General features: G+C 65.9%; 1 protein-coding gene. It reads right to left on the reverse strand.

The features are described 5' to 3' along the window. Positions 1-334: phosphoglycerate mutase family protein (locus AX681_RS06405; protein WP_197424246.1), on the reverse strand; the 334-nt coding region annotated here is incomplete at its 3' end. Positions 335-372 lie beyond the last annotated feature (38 nt).

Raw genomic sequence — 372 nt, forward strand, 5'->3', positions numbered from 1 at the left:
AATCAGGATCGGCCGCGCTCCAATAGCGTTCGAGGTGCGGCATCCGCTCCGCGCTGCGCGTGCCGTTCCAGCGCGCCGGTTGCAGATAGGTGAACTCCTCTATCGGCCACACTTCCACCGGCACGCCGGGAAAGCGCGCGATCGTTGGCGCAGCCGTCTGCTGCGTGCGGGTATAGGGCGACGTGACGATGAGCGCGGGCGCTTCTATCCAGCTCGCCGCGACTTCGCGTGCCTGTTCCTGGCCCAGCTCCGTCAGCTCGATCGCGCCGAGATCGTGGCAGGGCACGCCGGCGTTGCCGGTAGATTCGCCGTGGCGAATGAAGATTACGCGCATGGCTATTCAAACAGTTCCGCATGAGTGCCGGCGCGCAC

The organism is Sphingomonas sp. CCH9-E2, from assembly GCF_001557215.1.
Lineage (GTDB): Bacteria > Pseudomonadota > Alphaproteobacteria > Sphingomonadales > Sphingomonadaceae > Sphingomonas.